15 protein-coding genes and 1 pseudogene are annotated in these 18661 nt (G+C 49.2%); 2 read left to right on the top strand and 14 right to left on the bottom strand.

Annotated elements, in window-relative coordinates:
• The 7 genes and pseudogenes from RSA72_RS09960 to filA form a co-directional block, all read right to left on the bottom strand.
• Nucleotides 1-93, bottom strand: a pseudogene (locus RSA72_RS09960) (IS1595 family transposase); the annotation flags it as partial.
• 307 nt (nt 94-400) lie between these two features.
• A complete protein-coding gene (gene filF, locus RSA72_RS09955; RefSeq protein ID WP_332622725.1) occupies nt 401-2425 on the bottom strand; it encodes a putative pilus system protein FilF in 2025 nt (674 codons plus the stop codon).
• A gap of 20 nt (nt 2426-2445) precedes the next feature.
• Complete coding sequence (gene filE, locus RSA72_RS09950) at nt 2446-3744, bottom strand: putative pilus assembly protein FilE (protein WP_332622723.1); 1299 nt, start codon at nt 3742-3744, stop codon at nt 2446-2448.
• Between the two features lie 13 nt (nt 3745-3757).
• Nucleotides 3758-5422: a putative pilus system OmpP1/FadL family transporter FilD gene (gene filD, locus RSA72_RS09945; RefSeq protein WP_332622722.1), complete on the bottom strand. Its 1665-nt coding sequence runs from the start codon at nt 5420-5422 to the stop codon at nt 3758-3760.
• Nucleotides 5423-5434: 12 nt separating this feature from the next.
• On the bottom strand, nt 5435-6550 hold the full coding sequence (gene filC / locus RSA72_RS09940) for a putative pilus system protein FilC (protein ID WP_332622720.1): 1116 nt from the start codon (nt 6548-6550) through the stop codon (nt 5435-5437).
• A gap of 48 nt (nt 6551-6598) precedes the next feature.
• Nucleotides 6599-7432 carry a putative pilus system C39 family peptidase FilB gene (gene filB / locus RSA72_RS09935; protein WP_332622719.1) on the bottom strand — a complete coding sequence of 278 codons (834 nt, stop codon included), beginning with the start codon at nt 7430-7432 and terminating at the stop codon, nt 6599-6601.
• 198 nt (nt 7433-7630) lie between these two features.
• Nucleotides 7631-8680 (bottom strand): putative pilus system protein FilA, encoded by a 1050-nt coding sequence (gene filA, locus RSA72_RS09930; protein ID WP_332622718.1) that lies wholly within the window; start codon nt 8678-8680, stop codon nt 7631-7633.
• 258 nt (nt 8681-8938) lie between these two features.
• On the opposite strand from filA, the gene pabB reads away from it, so the two are divergent.
• Complete coding sequence (gene pabB / locus RSA72_RS09925; RefSeq protein ID WP_332622727.1) at nt 8939-10282, top strand: aminodeoxychorismate synthase component I; 1344 nt, start codon at nt 8939-8941, stop codon at nt 10280-10282.
• A gap of 112 nt (nt 10283-10394) precedes the next feature.
• Here pabB and hisC read toward each other — a convergent pair whose 3' ends face one another.
• On the bottom strand, nt 10395-11486 hold the full coding sequence (hisC, locus tag RSA72_RS09920; protein ID WP_332622717.1) for a histidinol-phosphate transaminase: 1092 nt from the start codon (nt 11484-11486) through the stop codon (nt 10395-10397).
• A gap of 163 nt (nt 11487-11649) precedes the next feature.
• Nucleotides 11650-12951 carry a histidinol dehydrogenase gene (gene hisD / locus RSA72_RS09915; RefSeq protein ID WP_332622716.1) on the bottom strand — a complete coding sequence of 434 codons (1302 nt, stop codon included), beginning with the start codon at nt 12949-12951 and terminating at the stop codon, nt 11650-11652.
• A gap of 229 nt (nt 12952-13180) precedes the next feature.
• On the opposite strand from hisD, the gene RSA72_RS09910 reads away from it, so the two are divergent.
• Nucleotides 13181-13945: a hypothetical protein gene (locus tag RSA72_RS09910; RefSeq protein WP_332622715.1), complete on the top strand. Its 765-nt coding sequence runs from the start codon at nt 13181-13183 to the stop codon at nt 13943-13945.
• A 44-nt stretch (nt 13946-13989) separates the two neighbouring features.
• Here the strand turns inward: RSA72_RS09910 and hisG are convergent, their stop codons facing one another.
• The 5 genes from hisG to RSA72_RS09885 all read right to left on the bottom strand — a co-directional run bounded on the left by hisG (nt 13990) and on the right by RSA72_RS09885 (nt 18304).
• Nucleotides 13990-14691, bottom strand: coding sequence for an ATP phosphoribosyltransferase (gene hisG / locus RSA72_RS09905; protein ID WP_332633118.1), 702 nt, complete (start codon nt 14689-14691; stop codon nt 13990-13992).
• On the bottom strand, nt 14691-15947 hold the full coding sequence (gene murA, locus RSA72_RS09900; protein WP_332624273.1) for a UDP-N-acetylglucosamine 1-carboxyvinyltransferase: 1257 nt from the start codon (nt 15945-15947) through the stop codon (nt 14691-14693). Before murA ends, hisG begins: the two co-directional genes overlap by 1 nt.
• Before the next feature lie 7 nt (nt 15948-15954).
• The gene (gene ibaG / locus RSA72_RS09895; RefSeq protein ID WP_067761938.1) at nt 15955-16206 is read right to left on the bottom strand and encodes a BolA family iron metabolism protein IbaG; all 252 of its coding nucleotides are present in this window, start codon (nt 16204-16206) and stop codon (nt 15955-15957) included.
• Nucleotides 16207-16343: 137 nt separating this feature from the next.
• Nucleotides 16344-16676, bottom strand: a complete 333-nt coding sequence (hpf, locus tag RSA72_RS09890) for a ribosome hibernation-promoting factor, HPF/YfiA family (protein WP_332624274.1) — start codon at nt 16674-16676, stop codon at nt 16344-16346.
• Between the two features lie 173 nt (nt 16677-16849).
• Nucleotides 16850-18304, bottom strand: a complete 1455-nt coding sequence (locus RSA72_RS09885) for an RNA polymerase factor sigma-54 (RefSeq protein ID WP_332624275.1) — start codon at nt 18302-18304, stop codon at nt 16850-16852.
• Nucleotides 18305-18661: the final 357 nt, after the last annotated feature.

The following is an 18661-nucleotide window of genomic DNA, read 5'->3' as shown; positions in this document are numbered from 1 at the left end:
TGCCGTGAAATCCATGGCAAAAAAGCGAATAATCTGTCTAAATTTCGCTTCACTGATTTTTGAACGGGAATAGTATCTATTTTTATGTTTAATATTAGGAAGTTACCATATAGTTTGAATATGTTTACTTCCTAAGCCCCATAATAATTGCAGTTCTGAACTGCCACTCCCCACCACCCAAACTAAAACTGATTTTTGAAAATGACAGCTTATGTGTCATAAATTCTCAGAAAATCTTAACTTATGTGGCACAAACAAGTTGAGATTGAATGTCATAAAAACTTAAGTGGCTTTGATTTAATTAAAAAATTCAATCTCACACTATCTGTCTTTTAACGAATAGAGCCATATGGCTCTATTTTTTTGCGCGGATCAGCATAGCTGCCATTCAGCAGGCCTTTTATTTAGACAGAATTCTGTAGCACGGCGCCGCTTCCAGGCTGATTTCACCGCCGTTCAGCTTAGCCCAAGCCTTGGCATCGGCATCATTCGGATTCTTCAGGCTGAAAGTCCGGTTAAAGCTGGCAAAACTGTTGGCCCATTGAGCCGCCTTGCCTGCAGAATCGGTAAAGGCAACCCCGGAAGGGCGCGACCCCGCCGCAGCATTCAGCAGGCTCTCCATCTGCAGCAGCGCGCCGCCAACGACAATATTTTCATTGCTGTCCGGCGAAGTTTTAATAGTGGTATTCATGCCGATTAAAGCGCCATTCAGCGTGCCAAAAGCCTGATCACCCAAAATCATGCGCAGCGACAATGCATTTGGCGTGACCTTTGAGCCGCTGGTGAATGCCCGGGAAACCGTGCCGATGCGGTACTGCTGCGTGCCTGAATCATCCTGCATCAGCAGCGGATCCAGCACATCGCCGCCTGAACAGCCATCCGCTGGATCAGTGGACAAGTCCGCCAGTGAGGTCATCGGGTCTGTAAAGGCATCGTCCGGCACATTCGGGCGCATATTGGTGCGGATATCGCCATTGCGGTCAATGACAATGCCCAGCTTGACTGGCTTCACCCCTGCATTTTTAAACTTGAACGTCAAGTCAGCATACAGCGGGAAGATATAATTCTGCGATGCCCTGACATTGCCTTCAGTTTTGAATACTTTTTTATCTAAATAAGTGACCGGGAACTGCTTGTACAGATCCAGCGTTCCCTTATAGTCTGCGCCGCTGACGCGCTGCTCCCAGCGGCCCAGCCGCGCCTCGTCCTGCGCAGTCAGCACAGCGGAGCTGCTCAGGCCGGCAAGCGCCCTGTACAGTCCGCCGCCCGTGCCTGCGACCATTTTATCCGCCAGCAAAGTCCCCTGCTTAATAAGCAGCGGTTCTGTGCCGGCCTCATTGAAGTCAAATTTAAAGCCCCGCTGGCGCTTGCGGTCAATTTCATGGGTCACCGGATCAATCCAGTTGTCCTGCTGCGCGGCGGTCATTTGCTTGGGCTTCGCGGTCAGCATCAGCTCCAGATTGACGCCGCCGATTGTCGTCAGCTTTTTTTCCACTTTGCCCCGCCACTGCACCCCGCTGCCGAATGTCATGCCCTGGCGGTCAGTCATCAGCATAAAGTGGCCGAATGAGTTGGTTTTTCCTGTGTCTTCCGGCAGGCATTCCGCTTTATCGCAGCCGACTAAGCCGTTTGAGCCGCTGATGCCGGAAATCATCAGCTGCGGCGCAGAAAATAAGGCAAACTCCGGCTGAAAAACCCCGGCAGCTGAAATATTGGCTAATTTGGCCACCACCTTAAAGGCGTCGTCATCACTGACCTGCTGCAGGTTCAGCCAAGGGCTGAACAGCTGGCTGAATGCAGCCTCATCCGGATTTTTGAAATCCGCCAAGGTGACAGACTTGGCCAGCCCTTCCAGGCCCGTGCGGTTTTCCGCATCCATATACACTGGCTGAATGTCTGAAGCGGCATCAATCCGGGCATCTTTCAGGCCAATCGCCTGAATGATTTTGGCCAAGCGCATCGCGGTTTTGACTGTATCATCATTTTTGTTCAGCGCCTGCGCGGCCTGGCCAGTGATGCCGCCGGCAATATCCAGCAGCGTTAAGCGCGGCGGCGACACGCCGCTGGCCACATTGGAAATCGCGCTTAAATTGACTTTTCCTAAGTCAATTTTACGCTCCTTGTCCCCCATCAGATAGAAAGTCACGGTATCGCCCATTTTGCAGGCGCCGCTGGACACGCTTTCATTCACATTGAATAAGGTAATGAATTTATTTTTTGCATCGCTTGAACAGGTGAAATTCAAGCCTTCCAGAGGATAATCCAGCACAAACTCCATGCAGCCGGAGCTATTGCTGTAGCAGGCGCCATTTTCGGTGCTGGTATCGTAAGCTTCCGGAATAATATTGGCGCTTTCACCGCCGCAGCCGCTTAAAGCGGCAGCCAATGCGCCCAAGGCAAACGGCAATATTCTTTTATTTTTCATCCTGATTCTCTAGTTTATCCTTAACGGATTGCAATTAATTTAAGCTGCCCATAATTGGCCAATGCGCGCTGCTCCACATCAATGGCTGCAGCTAAGGGCGTAAGTAAAATATATTCAGTTTTATCGGGTACTTGAATTACACCCTCAATGCGCTCCCGGTATAGGTAGTCCGGGCCGGCGCCATTATTTTTATAGCCGCCTGCGCCTTCCAGCACGCAGCCCTGCCGGTCCAGAAATACCGCAAATGGCCAGTAAAATGCCGGATTATGCTGATTGGAAGCATATGAGCTGATCTGGATATTCTTTAGCGCTCCTTCCACTCTGACAATTTCAAAATCAAACTCATCATTCAATGGCGCGCGCGGCCAGAGATTCACCTCGGACTGCAGTTTTAAGTTTTTGGCTTTGCTGATTTTTTTACCTTGAAAGCACTGCCGGCCAAGGCTGCTGGCCGCATCTTCCCCGGAAATCCTGTAATAGGACGCCGACAAAGTTACCGGGCCCTGCGCAGCCGGCTGACGGGTTTTAAATACAGAAGCAAGCACCGATTTGCTGACGCCTTTTTCGCGCTCCACCATCTGCATCCGGGTGGAACCGGCTTTGGGGTCAATCACGCCTTCAGGCATCGCATAAAAGCGCTTTTTCCCTTCCAGATTGAATTCCTTATCTTCCAGATATTCGCTATTGACATACTGCTCAGCGCCCAGCGCGGAAAAGCCGGCGCGCTGTTCCGCACTTTGCTGCGCTGGCTGGGGTACTTCCGGCCGGTGCTGCACAAGTTCCGCCGGCAAGACCCTGAATGATGCTTCCCGCTTTTTCTCCAGCTCAGCGCTTTCCGCAGCGCCATTGCCCTGCTGCGCTGGAACAGCAGCCTTTTGCAGCGTTTGCGCCGCATGCGGTTCAGCTGCAGTTTTTTTAGGCGCGGATGCTGCTACCGGCTGTACAGCGGCTTGGCGGACGGACTGTTCCGAAGGCTGCTTTGCTGATGGCGCCAGCGAGGCCTGCGGCTGCAGCATGACGCTTTGTGTTTTCTGCTGCAGTTTTTGCTGGCTGGATGAAGATTCAAGATCTTTGAGCGCCTGCTGGATTTTCTGCGCTTGGGCTGGATTCAAATGCGCAGAAGGCTCCGGCAAGCGTTCTTCCTGCGCCGCTGCCGGCAGCGCATTCTGAACCGCCGGCGGCGCGGCCTGATCCGGCAGCTGCACCACCATCGGCCGGCCATCCGGGCCAATAATGGTATGAAATGCGCCTGCATAGGAAACCGATGCCTGCAGCACTGCGCATGCCAGCATCGACTGCATCAATAAATTCCCTTTCATCCTTATTCCTACCCTACCACCGTGTTCTATAGTTCAATCCCAGAATCGTAATTTTTGTATCGGTCTTAACATTCAGGCCCGCATAGGGGTTTAATAAAATATTGTTAACCCCAGTCTGGTTCGCCATGCTGCTGCTGTTTGCCGGAATATTGTCTTTGCTGCGCAGGAAGCCGATCGACAGATCCAGATCGGTATCCGCATCAAAGCGGTAGCCGACGCCTAAGCCGAACAGCTGCGCGCCATTGATGGGAATCATGGTATTGCGCTTGCCGTCAGGAATGGCGCTGGCCCGCGGCTCATAGCCTGCGCGCAGTTTAAGGCGGTCTGTTGCAGAATATTCCAGCCCGATGCCGAAATTCCACGGCGAGGTAAATTCCAAAGGCAGCGCTAAAGAGGAGTCGCTGATATTTTCAGACAGCAGTTTCGCAATTTTCAGCGCTGAAATTTGCCGGTCAAATTCAAAGCGGAATTTATCCCATGCCTTATAGTCGGTCCAGCCCACATCAAAATTGACCTGCAAGTCCGGCATCAGCTTGTATTTAACGCCGGCCTGAAAATGCGCCGGATATTCAAAATCCATCGCCACCAGGCCGGACTCGCTGGCAGGCACCGAGCTGGGGAAGCCGAGAATCGAAGCCAAGATCTGCCCGGTCGGAGACGACATCAGCCCTTTGATCATTTCCTGCGGCGCCTTGGCATTATCAATATGGTACTTGCCCTTTAAGCGCATTTTGGCTGCGCTCTGATACACCATGCCGAAGCTGAAGTCTTCCGCCGGCTCCCACAGCACCCCCAGGTTATAGCTTGGGCTCAGCGACTGCTCCATCGCCAGCTGCATTTGGCCAAAGCGGCCGAAAGGGTTCATGCCTTCGTCTGCATTGCACATGCCCAGCAGCAGGATATCGGTGATAATGTCTGAATTTTCCTTGAAAGGCGTGCAGACCACTTCATCAATCATGCGCAGCATGCCAATCAGCTCATTGGGAAAGCGCAGATCGGTTTTCAGGCCAATCGCCTGATAGGACATGCCTATGCCACCGCCAATCGAAAGCTGGTCATTGATCTGATAGCCGATGGACGGCGACAAATAGGTGATGCGCTCCAGCGCAACCTGCTGCCCCATATAGTTTCCGGGATTGCCGTTTTCGGCGCCAAAGCCGGCAATCAATGGCGCATATATTGCCGTCGCAAAGGTGGCCTTGGAACCCGGCGGATTATAGGCGATGCCCGCAGTCGGCGCCGCCAGCGGCATGCCTTCGCCCAGATCCACCATTTTCTTTAAAACCGGCACATACAGGCTGGCGTATTCGACATCGCCGTGCACTGCGCCTTTAAAGTCCGTACAGATATCCGATGCAACTTCCGGCCCGTCATTGCAGACGATCGGATCATCGGAATAGCCAAAAACGTTATAGCCGGCGGGAACGGAAAACTCGCGCTTAATATCAAAATTTGCAACGATGCCCTGCACATCGGTCTGCAGGCCTTCAATTTTCGTTAAGGCCGCTGGGTTGAAATGCACGGCGCTGATGCCCGGCGGATCAGCAGTTACCGCATTGCCCAGCGCCAGAGCGCGCGTATCTACAGATAAGTTTGTTCCCAGCTGCGCAAATGCGGTGCTGGAACAGCCCGCCAAAATAATCGCGCTGACGAGCGGGCTGAGTCGGATTTGATTCATGCGACTGCCCTCTTAGCGGATTTTCTTGCCGAAACCTAAAATATCCAGCGGGAAGGACAGGCCGAGCGAAACATCCGGCGCATCTTCCGTTAAGCCTAAACCGACGGTGCCATTCACAATGGTGTCCGGAGATACGCGCACGCCCAGGGAAATCGCCAAAGTTGAACTGGTCTGGTCGGCCGGCGAATACGATTCGCCCGTGCTGTAGCCGAATTCAGCGCCGGTATTGAAGCTCTGCTGATAGGACATGGTCATGGATACGTCATAGTTGAATGAGTAGGCAAAACCGAAGGCAAAACCGCCGCTGATGCCCGGATCAAACTCCTTGATTACCCGGGTGCCGCGGCGCTGATTTAAATCATCCTCTTTCAGGCCATAATTGGCGGAGACGGAAGCGAAAAGCACCACCGGGTCAATATATTTGCGCGTGCTTGCGCCCACGCCAACAGAATAATAGCCCTTGCCTGTCGCCAAATCTGAAGCAGCATTGACTTCATAAGGGCTGTCGCCGGTCTTGGTGGACAGGCTGCCGAACAGGATTAAAGGCATCCGCCCGGCTTTCAGCGGGAAAGGCTCCCAGCGCGCGCCCAGAGAAATATCGCCTAAGCCTGCAGTCGAGGCATCCTTCAGCAAATCTGATTTCGCCACTAAAGGCAGCGATGCGGTAAAGGTCAGGTTATCCAGCACGCCGTACTGCAGCGTAAACGTATTGGTGATGGAATGGGTGGCATTTTCCTGAACGCGCAGCTGATAAAGCTGGCCTTTGGCCATTTCCATATCCAGCTGGGTGTCGCGGTAGTAGGTATAGTCAATATCGTAATAAGATGAAATATCACCAGTTTTAATCAATGAATACTGGCGTTCATTCGAGGTAAAAACTTCCTGCAGATTCGTTTCCTGACTGGCGTCCCCCGCCTGCTGCTGCAGCGCACTGGACGCCTGGGCATGCTCACCTGCCGGTGGCGCTGGCGCATCCTGCTGCTCAACAGCATCATAGCCGCCTACCGCCGGCTGTTCCGCAGCTGCTTCATATTCTCCTAGAGCCGGCTCTTCGGCTGCATAGGCGGCGCCAATCGCCAGCTGAATCCCCATAGCTAATATGGTTCTGTTCATCCATTTACTTTTCATATTCCATCCCGCTGCGTTTATTTTTTTAATTTCGCTTTTTTCAAAAAATCATTTGCTCTTATAGTAGAGGCGCAAATAGTTGTATGCCGGCTGCCCGTAAGATTCCGACTCTTCATTCATGTTTTTATCGAGCCGGATTGTAGAAGCTTTGTCCGCAATTTTTTCCATGTAAAATTGCGGATACTGAATATCGGCAAATGCGTAGCGGTTGACTGTCGCATCTTCGACATGGCGCATGTCGGCATCCTGCAGCGCCAGCAAGTTTTTCCGCTGCTCAGGCGCAACATTGATCAAATATAAAGTGTTATTTTCCCAAATCTCTTTGAAGCGCGTTTCGTCAAAGCTGATATTGCCCAGCGCCGGATCCGCCACATAAACCCGGCCATTTTTATAACCCTTGAATACCACAAAATGCTTGAAGCCAGCATAGGAGATTGGAACAATAGCCGGCTGGCCTTGGCTGACCAAATCAGCAAATTCACCTCTGTAGCCGCCGCTTTCCAGCCCCAGGGCGCCGGCAAAGCGCTTCATGTCCAAGAGTGAAAAGCTGCGCCGTTCAATGATTTTTTCTGTTTCGCCGAACTTCAGCAGGCCTTTCATGGTTTGCTGTTCGGTCAGCTGTGTGCCCACATAGCCGTTGAGCAAAGTGGTTAATGCGGCTGAACCGCAGCTGTAGTCATAGGCTTGGCGCACAATTCCGCGGAACTGGTCTTCAATTGCAGGCTTGATTTTGACGGCTTCACGGTGCATCCGCGTATAGGAATCATTGCGCGAATCCAGAGTTTCAGTGTAATACACTGCCCCTGCCGGCTTTTCTTTTATATCGAAGGACTCTTTGGCAAAGTAATACATCAATGCCGAGCCTAGAGCTATCTCTAACATATCTTTTGACTTTTTTTAGTTATCGGCAAATCTATGCCTTTTTATCTTTATTTTAGAGCCGGAGCCCTACATCCATGTATTGTGCAAGATACCTTTTTTTTCAAAGAAAAACAGTATTTTTTTTATCTTTTTGCTGGCTTTCAGCGTTTTTTTGTAAAAAAAAGCGCGTGAATTTCACGCGCTTTTTCTGCTTAGATCTTAGTGGCCGGAAATCGTAATAACTGCGCCTTTGGTATATGAGCCTGGAGCAGTTGAGTAGTAGGTTTGCATGCCTTGCACTTCTACATCGCCAATTGAGCCCGCATTGCGGTTGCCCAAGTGAATGCCTTTGATATACGTATCTTTTGCGCCTGTATCGTTGCTGACAATGCGGATATGCGCCGCTTTGCCAAGTGTAGAGCCGCCGCCGACATAAGCATCGTTAAAGACTTGAATATCAGAATTAATCGTTAAATCTGAACCGCCTGCATCAGCAAGCTTGATGCTTTCAACAAAAATTTCACCCGCCTCCTTCGTTGCTACCGGCGTTGGGGTGCCGGCAACTGAAACAGAACCTACAGCCTTGCCTTTGGTTGAATTGTCCAGAATGCCGAGATTTTTAATTTCCAAGCCGCCAATCATCTTCGTATTCAGCTTGACCATAGCGCCTTGAGGGGCCGCGCCCACTTGAATATTGGCATCCATTTGGCCTGTTTTCAAAGACAGTCCGCTTAAGATTGCATTGTAATTTGAGTCATCGCCGCCGCGGCGGATTGTGCCTGCATTTGCGCCAGCGCCAGCTGTACCGGAAGCTGTTACGCCAATTTCGCCGATATTGATATCCAGGCCGGAAACTTGCGCTGCAATGTTGATGAATGCTGTATTGCCTGATCCTGCGCCGGCGTCACTGTCAATTTTCAAGTCAGCTAAGTTGCGTGACGCCAGTAAGTATTTCCCCCCATCGGCATAGTTCGCGCCAATGACAATACCCTTATCCTTCACAACGTTCGTTTCTACGCCGCCGACCATGTTTGAAATGCCGTTGCCTTTAATCACGATTGCGCCGGCATTCGCCGCTGTGCCATTCAGGCCGTCATTATCGTGAATTAAAACTTTGTCGATTTCAATTTTTGAGATGCCAATGCCGATATTAATGCCGTCTTGACCGGTTGAAGCGCTTAGCGCGGCATCATCCATTGCCTGCATCGCCATTGCGTTTGCGCTGATTGCCATAGAAGAAACTAAAACAAGTTTAGTAAACTTTTTCATCTGTTACTCTCCCAAGAGTATTATTTTTTTTGATTTTCAACCACTCGATATAGACCGCTGCTTATTTATTTTATGGCAGCCGTTACATCTTTCCTTGAGTAGTCTGCCCGCCTGACTAAAGTATATCTGCGCCATTTTTTGATCAACTGCTGTTGGTCGCAATCTTTCTGTTGCCGATAAACGGTATTTACACCAACAAGCCCCGCACATTGCGATAAAATAGGCCTATCTCTTTTGAATTCTGCATTTTATTTCCGCATGCAAAACCCGAAAATCCATAAAAAAATTCTGTTTAATCAAAATATTGCGCCTAGCCAGATTTTAAAGGCCTTGGCCGGTTTTCCGCATGCCGTTTATTTGCAGAACAGCGGGCAGCCGCTGATTGCTTTTCTTGCGGATGAATATTTTGTTCTGATCAGCCAGCAATTGACGCATTATTCAAAAACCGGCCTGCAGGCCTACGCGGCAGAAGAAGCTGAGCATTTGCCGGAACTGGGCAGCGGCCTGCCGGCAGGCAATTGCAGCGGGCGCTTTCAGGGCGGCTTCGTGGGTTTCATCAGCTATGACTACGGCGCGTCGCAGCAGATTTCCCTGCAGCAGAAAAACCAGCCCAGCCTTTTTTTAGGCCGTTTCAGCACTTATCTGGAATGGACTGAAGCAGGCTGGATGCTGCACTGCCCTGCGGAGGATTTTGCTGAAATTGAAGCCCTGCTGCGGTCATCAATGCAGAATCTGAACCATGCGGAAAGCTTCCGCTTAATAGCCCCCTGCACCGCGCGCTGGCCCAAAGCGCAGTATGCAGCCGCCTTTCAGCAGGTTCAGGAATACATCAAAGCGGGAGACTGCTATCAGATTAACCTGACGCAGGAATTCTGCGCGCCGGCCCATGGCGCCCTGCTGGACACGGCCGAACAGTTCTGGCGCCTGACCGATGCGCCTTATTCGGGCTATCTGCGGATTGATGATTTTGAATTGCTGAGCTGCTCGCCTGAACTGTTCATTGATTTTGAAGCTGAGCGAAAAATTGTCACCAAGCCGATCAAAGGCACCATGCCGCGCTTCAGTGATCCGGTTTCAGATGAGCAGTCTAAGCGGGCTTTGCAGCAGTCAGAAAAGGATCAGGCGGAGAATGTGATGATTGTTGACCTGCTGCGCAATGACCTGAGCGTCTATGCGGAAACCGGCAGCGTCAAAACGCCAAAACTGTTTGCAATTGAATCCTTCAACCAAGTGCATCACATGGTGAGCGAAGTCACGGCAACCCTGAAAGATGATGTGAACCCTTTTGAGATGCTGCTGTCTGCCCTGCCGGGCGGCTCAATTACCGGCGCGCCGAAAATCCGCGCCATGCAGATTATTGATGAACTGGAAGGCGCGCCGCGCGGCGCTTACTGCGGCTCCATGGGCTATTTCAATCATGACGGCACAGGGTCATGGAATATCCTGATCCGTTCTATTCAGAAATATCAGGATGAAGTGTCGCTATGGGCCGGCGGCGGCATCACCATTGCTTCAGATTGCGATGCAGAATATCAGGAATGCTTTGACAAAGTTTCCGCCATGCTGAATTTGCTCAATACCTGGCGCCAGCCTGAAGATTAAACTCATTCCAGGCCAAGCTGAGCCGCCATTAAAAAAGCGGATCTTCATATCAAATCAAGATCCGCTTTTGACTGCCTGCATTCAGCTTTTCCCCAAAAGGGCTGAGGAAAATTTAAGCCAGAATGTCATTTTTCAGCGTATCCACTAAGCGCTGATTCTGCTCATCCGTTCCAACCGTAATGCGTAAAAACTGATTAATCCGCGGCTTGTTGAAATAGCGCACAATCACGCCGCGCTCACGCAGTTCAGCCGCCAGTTCACCGGCATCCCTCGCCGGCAATGAGGCAAAAAGAAAGTTGGCTTTAGACGGCAAAACCCTGAAGCCGAGAGCGTCCAAATCGGCAGCCAGCTTGGCGCGGCTGGCGATTACTTTCTGGCACTGCGCCTCAAAATAAGCCTGATCTTCAAATGAAGCCACAGCGGCGGCGATAGCGAAGCGGTCAATTGGATAGGAGTTAAAGCTGTTTTTCACCGCTTCAAGCGCTGCGATCAAATGCGGCTGCGCAATGGCGAAACCGACCCGCAGGCCCGCCAATGAGCGCGACTTGGAGGTAGTTTGGCAGACCACTAAATTGCCGTATTTTTCCACCAAATTCACTGCAGATTCTGCGCCGAAATCCACATAGGCTTCATCAATCACCACCACTGAATCCGGATTGGCCTGCAGCACTTCTTCAATGGCGGCTAAGCCGAGCGCAATGCTGGTCGGCGCATTCGGGTTGGTGATAATAATCCCGCCATTGGCCTGCTTGTAGTCATTCAGCGCAATTTCAAAATCATCATTCAGCGGCAGAACTTTGGTTTTCACGCCAAAGAACTGGCTGTAAACAGGATAAAAGCTGTAAGTGATGTCGGGATACAGCACGGGCAATTCCTGCACGAAAAATGCCTTAAAAATATGCGCCAAAACCTCGTCCGAACCATTGCCGACAAAGACTTGAGCAGCATCCACATGCTGCTGCTGCGCAATCGCCTGCTTTAAAGCGGACGCATCCGGGTCTGGATATAAGCGCAATACATCGGCAGAGTCAGCTAAAACAGCTTGTACAGCTGTGACTACTTTCGGTGATGGCGGATACGGGTTTTCATTGGTATTCAGTTTTAATAAGTTTTGAATTTTCGGCTGTTCGCCCGGCACATAAGGCTCCAGCTCACGTACGGCCGGACTCCAAAAACGCATCTGTTCTGTGGTGATGGTAGACATTTTATATTCTCTTATTTCCCTCTCCTTTCAGGAGATGAGGAGCACCGCTCCGCAAGGGAGAGGCTATTAAAACATTCGCCTTACAAGATTACCCTCATCCTAACCTTCTCCCTGAGGGAGAAGGAACTTTTCTTTGAGAATCGGGTTGAAGGCAGGATTTAAATTACTGATAGCGGTAGCGCGCTGAACGCGCATGCGCATCCAGATTTTCCTGCTGCGCCAGCACATCAGCGGTTTTCGCCAGGCTTTTCACGCCATCCTGCGAGCACATAATCAGGCTGGAGCGCTTTTGGAAATCATACACGCCCAGCGGTGACGAAAAGCGCGCGGTGCCTGATGTCGGCAGAACGTGGTTTGGCCCGGCGCAGTAGTCGCCAATCGCTTCCGGGGTATAGCGCCCCATGAAAATTGCCCCGGCATGGCGGATGCTTTCCGACATTTCCTGCGCTTCATCCAGACACAGTTCTAAATGCTCGGGCGCTACTTGATTAATCAGCTCAATTGCTTCCTGACGGTCTTTCACCAGCACCAGAGCACCGCGGTTAGCAATCGATGTGCGGGCAATTTCAGCCTTAGGCAATGCCTCCAAATGCTTTTCCACCGCCTGCGCAACACCATTCAGCAGCTGTTCATCCGGCGTGATGAAAATCGCCTGCGCAACGGTGTCATGCTCCGCCTGCGACAGGATATCCATCGCCAGCCATTCTGCATTGTTTGCGCCTTCCGCATACACCAGAATTTCAGAAGGGCCGGCAATCATATCAATGCCGACTTGGCCGAATACCGCGCGCTTGGCAGCCGCCACAAAGCGGTTGCCCGGCCCGGTAATTTTATCTACAGACGGAATGCTTTCAGTCCCGTAAGCCAAAGCAGCGACTGCCTGCGCGCCGCCCACGGTAAACACGCGGTGAACGCCAGCCAAATAAGCAGCAGCCAAAACCAGAGGATTCAGCTCGCCGTTCGGCGCAGGCACCACCATGATGATTTCCGGCACGCCGGCTACCTGCGCAGGCAGCGCATTCATCAGCACGGAGGACGGATAGGACGCCAAGCCGCCCGGCACATAAATGCCGACGCGGTCCAGCGGAGTAACTTTCTGGCCCAAAGTGTTGCCTAAGCCATCGACATAAGTCCAGCCTTCCTGCTTTTGCGCCTGATGGAATTCACGGATGCGGCCGGTGGCCAGTTCCAGAGCTTCACGGATTTCAGTATTTAAGCCGTCAAAGGCTGCCTTGAGCTGTGCTTGGCTCAGTTCTAGATCAGAAAATTGATGCGCGGGATGTCGATCGAACTGTTGAGTGAGTTTAAGAACATGAGCATCACCATGCTGACGGACATCAGCAATGATTTGATCTACGGTTTTTAAAAGTTCAGAATCACTAACTGTCTCAAAAGCCAGCAGGTCAGCAAAAGCCTGCTTGAAGTTTTGATCTTGAGTCGATAAACGTCGCATCAATTTACCCACAAGGTTTGAATTGGAAAACTTTAGTTTACCTTGTTTTGAATAATTTGTGGGACTTAGGTTTTACAGCAATAAAGAGTTTTTATAGATAATTATCATTGAATTTATTAATTCATAAATCTTTTTCCAAATGAAACTATTGCAATCGACATTACATAGAAAAATCAAAATAGAAAACAAAAACTTAATACATTACAATCCATAGCATAATTCATACTTTTAGAGGGATCAAATGTTTAAGAATTCTGTTCTCCTTTTCTTCACATTCCTTACCATTGGCTGTTCATCAACTGAGATAAAAACCATAAGACTATCTCCTAATATTGTAGTCCAAAAAGTTCCAGGCAAAACCCTTTTACCTGCACATAAGACCACTGCACATGTTGGTGAGGTCATGTTTACTGCTGGTGAGTACTCTAGGGAAGCATCAACCCTTAAATCTGAAACTTTCAGTATTGCTGAATCACATAATGTTTATGCAAAACACAGACGTAAAATTGTTACTTACTACTTAAAACCAATGGATTTTTTTCTTTACCATGAAAATAATCATGGCTCATACTATAAAGCCAAAGAAAATGTACAAACTTCAGAAAAGTCCAATTCTGCATTTATAGGTTTATATGTACCCAAAGGAACAAATGAGGCTACTGATTTTTTTTGGAATTGGCATCCTGTAAATAACCCTAATTTTTACCAAATAAAATTAGACAAACCAATTAAAGGAACAAAAAATAGTAAAATTCAATACCTTAATGACAGCTATAGATCCATAACTCCTAGCGCTACAGTCACATATTCAGGAGTATCAAGTGGACAAATACGCTTTACTTATAATGAATTTACAAATGGTGGTTATATAAAACCAGCTTTCACACAAGAAGTAAATTTAGACTATAAACCAAGTGGAATATATTCATATAAAAGCGCTTTATTTAAAGTTTATAAAGCTGATTCAGCTCATATTAATTTCGAAATTATAAAACCTTTAGATTAATGCGCATTAAAAAACCGCACTTTGAGGCGGTTTTTTAATGCGCATTAAGCCTGCTTGGCTTTTTCCCGTGCTTCTACAGCCGTTTCCAGCTGCGCCAGAATCGGGTTCAGCAGCAGCTGCTTGCGCTTAAAGCTGGCTTTGTTGACGATTAGGCGTGAAGACACTTTGCAGATTTCCTCCAATGGCTCCAGGCCATTGGCGCGCAAGGTATTGCCGGTATCGACGACATCGACAATGTAATCGCCCAAGCCAACCAGCGGCGCCAACTCCATTGAGCCGTACAGCTTAATCACATCCACCTGCTCACCCAAACTCGCATAATACTGGCGGGTCAGGTTCACATATTTGGTCGCAATTTTCAGGCGGCCTTTAGGGCGCGCCATGCCGACTTTGCCTGCGGTCATTAACTTACAGTTGGCAATTTTCAAGTCCAGCGGCTCATAAACGTTTTGCGCGCCATGCTCCATCAGCACATCTTTGCCTGCCACGCCCAAGTCCGCCGCGCCGTTTTCAACATAGGTCGGCACATCGGAAGCGCGCAAAATCAGAATGCGCACCTGCTTATGCGTGGTCGGAAAAATCAGCTTGCGCGATTTATCCGGATCTTCCAGCAGATTGATTCCCGCTGTTTCCAGCAGTGGCAAAGTTTCTTTTAAGATGCGTCCCTTGCTTAATGCTAAAGTTAAACCATGATCAAAATTGCCCATAACGTCAAAGTTTGGATCATCGTTTCTCATATCGCTCATTAACTTACTCGCTTAATTTGGGCGCCTAAACCTTGTAATTTCGCTTCAATCTCTTCATAACCGCGGTCAATATGATAAATGCGGTCAATCAGCGTTTCCCCTTCAGCCGCCAGGGCAGCCAGAACCAGTGAGAATGAAGCGCGCAAATCTGTCGCCATCACGGGCGCCGCCGACAGTTTGTCCACGCCGGTCACCACGGCATCATTGCCTTCAACCTGAATATTTGCGCCCATGCGGGCCAGTTCAGGCACATGCATGAAACGGTTTTCAAAAATCGTTTCAGAAATTGTCGCAAAGCCGCGGCCAATTGCATTGACCGCCATCAGCTGCGCCTGCATATCGGTTGGAAATTCCGGATGCGGTAAGGTCTGAAAGCTGACCGCCTTCGGGCGCTTGCCCAGCATGTCCAGTTCAATCCAGTCATCGCCGCGGGTCACTTCCGCGCCCATTTCCTCAAACTTGTCCAATACAGATTCCAGCAGGTTCGGATCGGTATGGGTGGTTTTTACCCGGCCGCCGGTAATTGCGGCAGCAGCTAAATATGATCCTGTTTCAATGCGGTCCGCAACCACAGCATATTCGCAGCCATGCAGGCTTTCTACGCCCGTCACCACCAAAGTATCGGTGTCCAGGCCTTCGATTTTGGCGCCCATTTTTATCAGCATTTGCGCCAGATCGGTAATTTCAGGTTCACGTGCCGCATTGCGGATTGTCGTCACGCCATCCGCCAATACCGCCGCAGTTAAAATATTTTCGGTACCGCCTACGGTCACTACATCAAAAACCACTTCACCGCCTTTCAAGCGGCCATCGACTTTGGCATGTACATAACCATTTTCAACTTCAATATGCGCGCCTAAAGCTTCTAATGCTTTTAAATGCTGATCAACTGGACGTGAACCAATGGCGCAACCGCCTGGAAGTGATACTTGTGCGCTGCCGTAGCGCGCCAATAGCGGGCCAAGCACTAAAATAGAGGCGCGCATGGTTTTGACCAGCTCATACGGAGCGAACTGATTATCCAGCGTCGATGTATCCGCTTTGACCGTATCGCCTTCATAGGAAATCTGAACGCCCAGCCCTGCGATTAATTTTACCAATGTATTCACATCTTTAAGATTCGGCACATTGGTTAAAGTAATTGGGGAGTCGGCTAAAATCATGGCCGCCAGCAGCGGAAGCGCCGCATTTTTTGCGCCGGAAATCCGGACTTCACCTTCGAGCTTAACGCCGCCCTGAATTAAAAACTTATCCATTTAATTATTAAGCTCCGAATAGGCTTGCTTTACGCCATTCTTCTTTGGTCATTGCGCGAATAGTGACTGCATGAACTTCACCGCTGGCAATATAGGAATTCAACGGCGCGTAAACGGATTGCTGGCGGGCAACCGGGCGCTTGCCTTCAAACTGGTCATCCACAATGCGCAGATCAAATTTGCCGCCTTGCCCACTTACTGCAACTTCAGCCTCTGGAAAAGCAGCTTTCAAAATATCAGTGAGCTGTTCACTATTCATCACAAGACCTCTTATAGGACTAAGGGTGTAAAACGTGCCATTTTACTATAAATCAAAAAAAATAATTCATTAATCACGCACAATATATACATAAAAAAAGAGGTTAATGAAAACCTCTTTTTGGCGCAGATTAAGCGCTAAACTGCCAGCGGCAGATAGGTCAATTGCATTTTCCGGTGCTTATGCAGCTGCCTTTTTAATTTTTCTGTCAGCTTCTTAATCGAGGTATACATATCATCTGCCGTCGCCTGCGCAAACAGCTCCGCCCCCGGCAAGCGGATAATCGCTTCCGCAATATGATTTGAGCTGCCTTTTCTTGAGCGCTTATCAATCTGATGGTCTTTGGTCAGCTTGACCTGCATGCTGTTGACTTGATCCAAATGCTGAGTCATCTGCGCAAACTTAAAACGAATATCTTCTTCAATAGCAGGTGTAACAGTTAAATGATGGCCACGAATGGTAATTTGCATAAATCTATCCCTCACCTTCTTTTAGGATTAGCAAGGAGCTGGCCAAAAGCTTCGGATAACTGCAAATTGCTGGAGCTATGCATTTAAATCAAATCATTCCGGCCATTCCTTAAATAAAAAAGAGATTCATTATTTCGTCATAATGAACCTCTAGAATAGTCAGATTTCGAAAATCAGATCAAGACTTTTCGTTCAGAAGACGACGGAATATGTAACGATTCGCGATATTTTGCGACCGTGCGCCGCGCCACATCAATACCCTCATCTTTCAGCATATTTGCAATTGCGTTATCAGACAATGGCTTGCGTATATTTTCATCAGCAATCATCTTTTTGATTTTGGCCCGGATCGCCGTAGATGAGGCTTCGCCGCCGGAAATGGTTCCGACATGGCTGGAAAAGAAATACTTCAGCTCATACAGGCCGCGCGGCGTCAGCATGTACTTGCTGGTGGTCACCCGCGATACTGTGGATTCATGCAATTCCACTTCTTCCGCAATATCCCGCAGCACCAAAGGCTTCATACCTTCAGGGCCAACCTCAAAGAACGCGCGCTGATGCTCAACAATGCAGGTGGCGACTTTCAGCAGCGTTTTATGGCGCTCATCAATGCTTTTAATAAAGTTTTTCGCTTCCAGCATCTGATTACGCAGATACTGATTATCATCACTCTGGTCTGCACGCTTGATCATGCCGGCATAAAATGAATTCACCCGCAGTTTCGGCATGACATCCTGATTCAGCTGCACATGCCAGCTGCCGCTTTTTTTCGCAACCACCACGTCTGGAATCTGATAGTCAGAATCACGGTTCTCGAACTCAATGCCGGGATGGGCTTTCAGCGTTTTCAGCAATTCAACAGCGGATTTCAGCTGCTCGGCATTCAAGCCCGTTTGCTTCACCAGCTTAGGCAGCTCATTGCTGATCAGCAGCTCATAATGCCGCAGCAACAGCATCGCCTCTCTGCGGTTCACCGTATTCAAAGGCAGATTTTCCAGCTGTACCGCCAGGCATTCCGCCAGATTTCTTGCGCCAATGCCTGCCGGCTCTAAACGCTGAATATGCTTCAGAACAACCAGAACTTCATCTTCTTCAACATCTTCATCATAGCCCATGCCTTGCAGCAGATGCTGAACCGACAAGGTAATTTCTGACAGCTCACAATCCAAAAAACCCTTGTCATCAAGCGAATCAATAATGCAGTGCGCAATCAATTGATCCACTGCAGAAAAATGCAGCAGATTAACCTGCTCCAGCATATGCGCTTTAAGGCTTACATGCTGTTGGCGGTTATCTTCGCGCTCTTCAAATTCGGCCGCGCCCAAACTGGTGGGCTGATGGGTATAAACATCATCCCAGTCGGTATCCACCGGCAGGTCATCCGGCAAATGATCTGCATTCAGCTCACTGGTTAAATCCTTGCGCTCCTGCTCCAGCTCGTTCAGCGCAGACAGGCTTTCAATACTCGCCTGCTCTTCAATTTTTTCCAGCAGCGGATTGCTGTCCAACTGCACCTGAATCTCCTGCTCCAGCTCGAGGCTGGAAAGCTGAAGCAAACGAATGGCCTGTTGCAGCTGCGGCGTTAAAGACAGCGAATTTGCAACTTTCAATCCAACCGATAGCTTCATAGATGATTTTCCCTCGCCTGATGGCGCAACTTATAAGCAATTATTGTGCCGTTTTAATTATTTATAGCACAGTTTTATTAAAAAAATACAGATTATTTAAACTAAGGCGTTCAGCCACTTAAACAGCTTAGCTGATTATGCAAAACTTACTGCATTTCCATTATCCGCAGCAAGACGTTCAAAATATGAATGAACAGCATGTGGCCTTTTGAATAGTAATAAATCCTTTATGATCAATATATTAAAATGAATGACTGATCAGGCTTATACAGATTTTCATGACTGGCTTATCAATTAATTTTCTGCATAAAAAAAAGCCCCCTGACTCGCTAGAGTCAGGGGGCTTTTGAATAATGA

Origin of the sequence: Acinetobacter sp., assembly GCF_036659555.1 — a bacterium.
Taxonomy (GTDB): Bacteria; Pseudomonadota; Gammaproteobacteria; order Pseudomonadales; family Moraxellaceae; genus Acinetobacter.
Note: the sequence above shows the minus strand (reverse complement) of the source record. Positions and strands in the feature narration are given on the sequence as shown.